The organism is Caecibacteroides pullorum, assembly GCF_019239235.1.
In the GTDB taxonomy this organism is placed as follows: Bacteria; Bacteroidota; Bacteroidia; order Bacteroidales; family Bacteroidaceae; genus Bacteroides; species Bacteroides pullorum.
In genome coordinates this window covers 22,807-29,114 of record NZ_JAAZTS010000031.1, presented here as the reverse complement: position 1 = coordinate 29,114, position 6,308 = coordinate 22,807, and the positions used below count along the sequence as shown (strand labels likewise).

Below are 6,308 nucleotides of genomic sequence, written 5' to 3'. Positions count from 1 at the left end.
ACGCAGTGCTGCCTCATGCCCTCAGCAAGTGCGGACTGACACCTCCAAGAAGTGCTGAGTTACACCCTCATGCAGTGCTGCGTTGCATCTTCTGAAAGTATCTCCTTGTGAAGGATGAACTATTTTTTATTCTTCATAAATTATTCTGCTTATTTTTCGAAGATTTTTCATTTTAATTGTAGCCATGTTCCTTTTTGTGATTTTTTATGATATTTGTGTACTTTGTGAAAAAATATGAATGGAAGAATTTGTGAACTTTTTGTTTATTCTCTGTCTTATTATTTAGCATCTTTTATCACAATATTTCTTTATACTATAAGTATTTATTGGTAATTTCGGGCAATTTTTTACAGAATGTAAGTAATTGATTATAAATTATTGATATGGAGAACTTGAATATTGCACTTCTGCTGATGGTGGTGGGCATGGCTACTGTGTTTGCCATCCTGCTGATTGTCATCTATTTAGGCAAGGCGATGATAGCGCTTGTCAACAAGTATGCGCCCGAAGAGGCGGCGGCTGCCAAGAAGGAAGGTCCCGCTCCGATACCGGCCAACATCATGGCGGCCATCAGTGCCGCGGTTGCCGTAGTGACACACGACAAAGGCAAGGTGACGAAGGTGGAGAAACTGAGATAAAAAACACATTATTCATATTTTTACAGAATAGCATCAACGATGAAAAGAGAAATTAAGTTCAGCTTGGTCTTCAGGGACATGTGGCAGAGCGCCGGTAAGTATGTTCCCCGCGTTGACCAGCTGGTGAAGGTGGCTCCCGCCATTGTGGAGATGGGCTGTTTTGCCCGCGTGGAAACCAACGGCGGCGGCTTCGAACAAGTGAATCTGCTTTTTGGAGAAAACCCGAATAAGGCCGTGCGTGCCTGGACGAAACCTTTCCATGAAGCCGGCATACAGACACACATGCTGGACCGTGCGCTGAACGGCCTCCGCATGAGCCCCGTGCCTGCCGACGTGCGCAAGCTCTTCTATAAGGTAAAGAAGGCGCAGGGCACTGACATCACCCGCACGTTCTGCGGACTGAACGACGTGCGCAACATCATCCCCTCCATCGGCTACGCCCACGAGGCCGGCATGATTTCGCAATGCTCGCTCTGTATCACCCACTCGCCGGTACACACGGTGGAATACTACGTCAACATGGCCAAGCAGCTCATCGAGGCAGGTGCCGACGAAATCTGCATCAAGGACATGGCGGGCATCGGACGCCCCGTGACGCTGGGCAAGATTGTGGCCGGCATCAAGCAGATCAAGGACATCCCCATCCAGTATCACAGCCATGCGGGCCCCGGCTTCAACATGGCCAGCATCCTGGCCGTCTGCGAAGCCGGATGCGACTACATCGACGTGGGCATGGAGCCGTTGTCGTGGGGTACGGGGCACGCCGACCTGCTCAGCGTGCAGGCCATGCTGAAGGACGCCGGCTATCAGGTGCCCGAAATCAACATGGAGGCCTACATGAAGGTGCGCGCCCTCATCCAGGAGTTCATGGACGACTTCCTGGGCCTGTACATCTCGCCGCGCAACCGTCTGATGAACTCCCTGCTCATCGGTCCGGGTCTGCCGGGCGGCATGATGGGTTCGCTGATGGCCGACCTGGAGACGAACCTCGAAAGCATCAACAAATACAAGGCCAAGCACAACCTGCCCTTCATGAAGCAGGACGAGCTGCTCATCAAGCTCTTCAACGAAGTGGCTTACGTATGGCCGCGCGTGGGTTATCCTCCCTTGGTGACTCCCTTCAGCCAGTACGTCAAGAACCTGGCCATGATGAACGTCATCGCCATGGAGAAGGGCAAGGAGCGCTGGGGCATGATTGCCGACGACATCTGGGACATGATTCTGGGCAAGGCCGGAAAGCTGCCGGGCGAGCTGGCTCCCGAAATCGTGGAGAAGGCCGAACGCGAGGGACGCAGGTTCTTCACCGGCAACCCGCAGGACAACTATCCCGACTGCCTGGACAAGTACCGCAAGATGATGAAGGAGAAGAAATGGGATACGGGCGAGGACGACGAAGAACTCTTCGAATATGCCATGCACCCCGCCCAGTACGAGGCCTACAAGAGCGGTAAGGCCAAGGAAGACTTCCTGGCCGATGTGGAGAAGCGCCGCGCCGAGCAGAACAACGCTCCGGCCGACGACGCCAAGCCCAAGACCCTGACCGTGCAGGTGGACGGACAGTCCTATCGCGTGACGGTGGCCTACGGCGACATCGACCTGCCCGCATCGGCTACCGAGAAGGTGGCTCCCTCGGGCGAAGGCGAGCCGGTGGTGGCTCCGCTGGAAGGCAAGTTCTTCCTGACCAAGAACACGCAGGAGACACCGCTCAAGGTGGGCGACCGCGTGAAGAAGGGCGACCTGCTGTGCTACATCGAGGCCATGAAGACCTACAACGCCATCCGTAGCGACGTGGAGGGCACCGTGACCGCCATCTGCCAGAATCCGGGTGACTCAGTATCAGAAGACGACGTATTAATGAAGATAGGATAATGGAAGATATATTTGGAAAACTCTATGACATGACGGCGTTCAGCAACATCATTGCCGACCCGTCGTTCCTCGTGATGTATGCCATTGCCTTCATCCTGCTCTACCTGGGCATCAAGAAGCACTACGAGCCGTTGCTGCTGGTGCCCATCGCCTTCGGTGTGCTCATCGCCAACTTCCCCGGCGGCGAGATGGGTGTCATCCAGGCCGACGAGAACGGTATGGTGATGGTGAACGGGGTGATGAAGAACATCTGGGAGATGCCTCTCCACGAGATTGCCCACGAGCTGGGACTGATGAACTTCATCTACTACATGCTGATCAAGACCGGTTTCCTGCCGCCCGTCATCTTCATGGGTGTGGGTGCGCTGACCGACTTCGGCCCCATGCTCCGCAACCTGCGCCTGTCCATCTTCGGCGCGGCCGCCCAGCTGGGCATCTTTACGGTGCTGCTCTGCGCCGTGCTGATGGGCTTCACACCTAAGGAAGCCGCCGCCTTGGGTATCATCGGTGGTGCCGACGGCCCGACGGCCATCTTCACCACCATCAAGCTGGCTCCCCACCTGCTGGGCCCCATCGCCATCGCGGCCTACTCGTACATGGCTCTGGTGCCGGTCATCATCCCGCTGGTTGTGAAGCTGCTCTGCACCAAGAAGGAGCTGATGATCAACATGAAGGAGCAGGAGAAGCTCTACCCGTCGAAGACCGAAATCAAGAACCTGCGCGTATTGAAGATTATCTTCCCGATAGCCGTGACGACCATCGTGGCTCTGTTTGTGCCTACGGCCGTGCCTTTGATCGGTATGCTGATGTTCGGTAACCTCATCAAGGAAATCGGTTCGGACACAAGCCGCCTGTTCGACGCCGCCGCCAACAGCATCATGAATGCCGCCACTATCTTCCTGGGCCTCAGTGTGGGTGCCACGATGACGAGCGAGGCTTTCCTGAACTGGACGACCATCGGCATCGTAGCCGGAGGTTTCCTGGCCTTTGCCCTGTCCATCTCGGGCGGTATCCTGTTCGTGAAGCTGATGAACCTCTTCTCGAAGAAGAAGATCAATCCGCTGATTGGTGCGACGGGCTTGAGCGCCGTGCCTATGGCAAGCCGCGTGTGCAACGAGATTGCCACGAAGTACGACCCGAAGAACCACGTGCTGAACTACTGTATGTCCAGCAACATCTCGGGTGTCATCGGTTCGGCCGTGGCTGCCGGTGTGCTCATCTCTTTCTTAGGATAAGAGTAATGCTTATAAAGTAAGGAAGTGTATCTTTAGATATTAATATATAAATGTAGAGGTGTGTCGAGTGAATTCGAAAGAAGACAGTTGGACACACCTCTATTTTTATTGGTAGAATAAGTTATTATTGGATGCGGGGAATATGCAATGTATTTCCTATTTCCAATTCGTATTCTTCCTCGTAGACTGTTATTTTTATAGTAGGGCCAGAAAGTAAAGTAATTTTTATTTCCTGATCGATTTCTATCTGCAATTTTCTTCCTTGATAATTGGTTTTAAATATATATTTCTTCCATTGATTAGGGAGAGTTGGTGCGAATTTCAATTTCCCTTTTTGTGTTTGCATTCCGCCGAATCCTTTGGCAATAGCGAGCCATGAACCAGGCATGCTTGTGATATGTAGACCTTCAGCCGTTTCATTATTGTAATCGTCTAGATCTAGGCGGGTAGCGTGCAGAAAAAGTTGATATGCTTTTTCTGTTTCACCAATACGTGCGGCAAGTATCGCATGAATATGCGGTGAAAGTGAGGACTCATGTACTGTCATGGGTTCATAGAAGTTGAAATTACGCCGTATCGTTTCTATATCAAATTTGTGATAGTATAAGTAAAGTCCCAGTAAAACATCACTTTGTTTAATATAACAGGAACGTAGTATACGATCCCATGACCAATGTTGGTTGATTGGCCGTTCATCTGCTGGGATGGCTTCTGTACTTTGTAATGTTTTGTCCATAAAACCATCATTTTGTACGAAAATGCCCAAGTCTTTATCTTCTGGTAAGTACATTTGTTCGGCTATGTTATGCCAAAGAGGTGTTTCAGTTTCGTAGTCAAGGTGGGTAAGATTGCATATACGTGTATAATCTTCTGGATATTTTTGTGCAGCCAAATCTAAATAATATAGTGTCATTTTAAGGCTGCTGGCACAAGAAAGATTGGTATACCAGTTGTTGTCTACATTGTTTTGATATTCGTCTGGGCCTGTTACTCCTAGAATGACATATTGTTGTTTGGGCTTTGAGAATGTGACTCTTTGGCTCCAAAATCGGCAAATTGCTATCATTACTTCCAGACCATATTTTAAAATATACTCGTTGGATCCTGTAATGGCTGCATATTGTAGAATGGCATAAACAATGATATTGTTACGGTGTATTTCTTCAAAAGTAATTTCCCATTCACTATGACATTCTTCTCCGTTATTGGTTACTTGAGGAAAAAGTGCTGCTCCATCTTTAAATCCCAGTTTATGGGCGTTTTCAATTGCTTTAGGTAGTTGGTTATAGCGATACATCAGTAAGTTCTTTACAATGCTTCGGGGCGTAGCCAGCAAGAAAAAAGGGACACAGCAGAGTTCGGTATTCCAGTAGGTGTTTCCTCCGTATTTTTCACCGGTGAAACCTTTGGGGGCAATATTCAGACGCGGATCGTCTCCTCGGTAAGTTTGGTAAAGTTGGAAAATGTTGTATCGTATGCCTTGTTGTGCTTCTGGATCACCTTGAATGACGACATCTGTTTCATCCCAAATTTTATGCCATGCTTGCTGATGTGCTTTTGTAAGTGCTTCCCATCCGTCACTTTTAGCTTTACGAGCCATGCAGGTGGAAGTTTCTACTAAATGTTGCCTTTCATAATAGAGAGATGAAGCTACAATGACATATTTCAACAACGTCACAGTGTCTCCAGGTTTTACGTCGGTTCCTAGACTGAATCCTGTTTGTTTCCCTTTTTCGATGCGTATAGGATTAAGGCTGGTCTCTTTATTGTTTTTGTAAAAATGATAGGTCATGGCATAGCAGACTTGTGAATCTTCCCTTCGAGTTTGTGTCCACAAATAGGCGCAGTCCTGTATCACTCCCGAGTCTAGTATATTCCATATTTTTTCTTCCGTGTATTCTGAATGGTCGTTCAGATTGGCTTCAAGTAGTGGAAGGAGAGATAGTTTGCCGGTATAGTTTTGTGAAGTGACACTGTAACGGATTAAGCAAAGATCTGGGTAGGCCATGTTGACTAAATGTTCTGCATGTAAGTGTAAGCAGTTTCCTCGGGGAGAAGTTACTTTGACATCTCGGTAGGAAATGCCATTATACATGTCAAGTCTTCGATTGAAGCTATTTACATCCCATTGTGCCAGATCTAATTCTTCATCGATTAGACGTAAGTGTATGCTGCTCCAGTTAGCGGCATTGGGAATGCGTGTAAAATAATGGGGAAATCCGTTTTTCCACCAAGCCACACGGGTTTTGTCAAGAAAGGGAATGCCTGCGACGAACGAGCCCTGATAGCTGTCACTACTGTAAGGTTCCTCGAAGTTACCTCGTTGTCCGAATCGCCCATTTCCCAAACTAAATATACTTTCGGACATTCGGAGGTCATCTGCATGAAATTCATCTTCAATGATATTCCATTCATCTGTTTTCAGGTATTTTTTCATGGTGCTGTATTCTATGGTTGCGCCGTAAAGTTAAACATTTATGTCGATAAAAGAATATCACAGTCAGGAATTTCAGAAAAGAAATTCCTGACTGTGATATTTTGATAAGAAAATCTAGGGAAGTATTCT

Annotated in this window: 4 protein-coding genes; 3 read left to right on the top strand and 1 reads right to left on the bottom strand. The window is 48.7% G+C overall.

The genetic code is table 11. From position 1 onward, the window contains the following. Positions 1-383 precede the first annotated feature (383 nt). From HF894_RS13710 to HF894_RS13700, 3 genes are read left to right on the top strand one after another with little or no spacing between them, the layout of a single operon-like run. A complete protein-coding gene (locus HF894_RS13710; RefSeq protein WP_075317958.1) occupies positions 384-638 on the top strand; it encodes an OadG family protein in 255 nt (84 codons plus the stop codon). 39 nt (positions 639-677) lie between these two features. After that, positions 678-2,507: a biotin/lipoyl-containing protein gene (locus HF894_RS13705; protein WP_204973100.1), complete on the top strand. Its 1,830-nt coding sequence runs from the start codon at positions 678-680 to the stop codon at positions 2,505-2,507. Then, positions 2,507-3,742, top strand: a complete 1,236-nt coding sequence (locus tag HF894_RS13700) for a sodium ion-translocating decarboxylase subunit beta (RefSeq protein ID WP_075317956.1) — start codon at positions 2,507-2,509, stop codon at positions 3,740-3,742. Before HF894_RS13705 ends, HF894_RS13700 begins: the two co-directional genes overlap by 1 nt. 124 nt (positions 3,743-3,866) lie before the next feature. On the opposite strand, the gene HF894_RS13695 is transcribed toward HF894_RS13700, so the two are convergent. Further along, positions 3,867-6,179: a family 65 glycosyl hydrolase domain-containing protein gene (locus HF894_RS13695; RefSeq protein ID WP_204973098.1), complete on the bottom strand. Its 2,313-nt coding sequence runs from the start codon at positions 6,177-6,179 to the stop codon at positions 3,867-3,869. Between the last annotated feature and the right edge of the window lie 129 nt (positions 6,180-6,308).

What these genes read in the sequence shown, in the direction of transcription:
- HF894_RS13710 (WP_075317958.1), top strand. Translation starts at nt 384, where the DNA reads ATGGAGAACTTGAATATTGCACTTCTGCTGATGGTGGTGGGCATGGCT.
- HF894_RS13700 (WP_075317956.1), top strand. Translation starts at nt 2,507, where the DNA reads ATGGAAGATATATTTGGAAAACTCTATGACATGACGGCGTTCAGCAAC.
- HF894_RS13705 (WP_204973100.1), top strand. Translation starts at nt 678, where the DNA reads ATGAAAAGAGAAATTAAGTTCAGCTTGGTCTTCAGGGACATGTGGCAG.
- HF894_RS13695 (WP_204973098.1), bottom strand. Translation starts at nt 6,179, where the DNA reads ATGAAAAAATACCTGAAAACAGATGAATGGAATATCATTGAAGATGAA.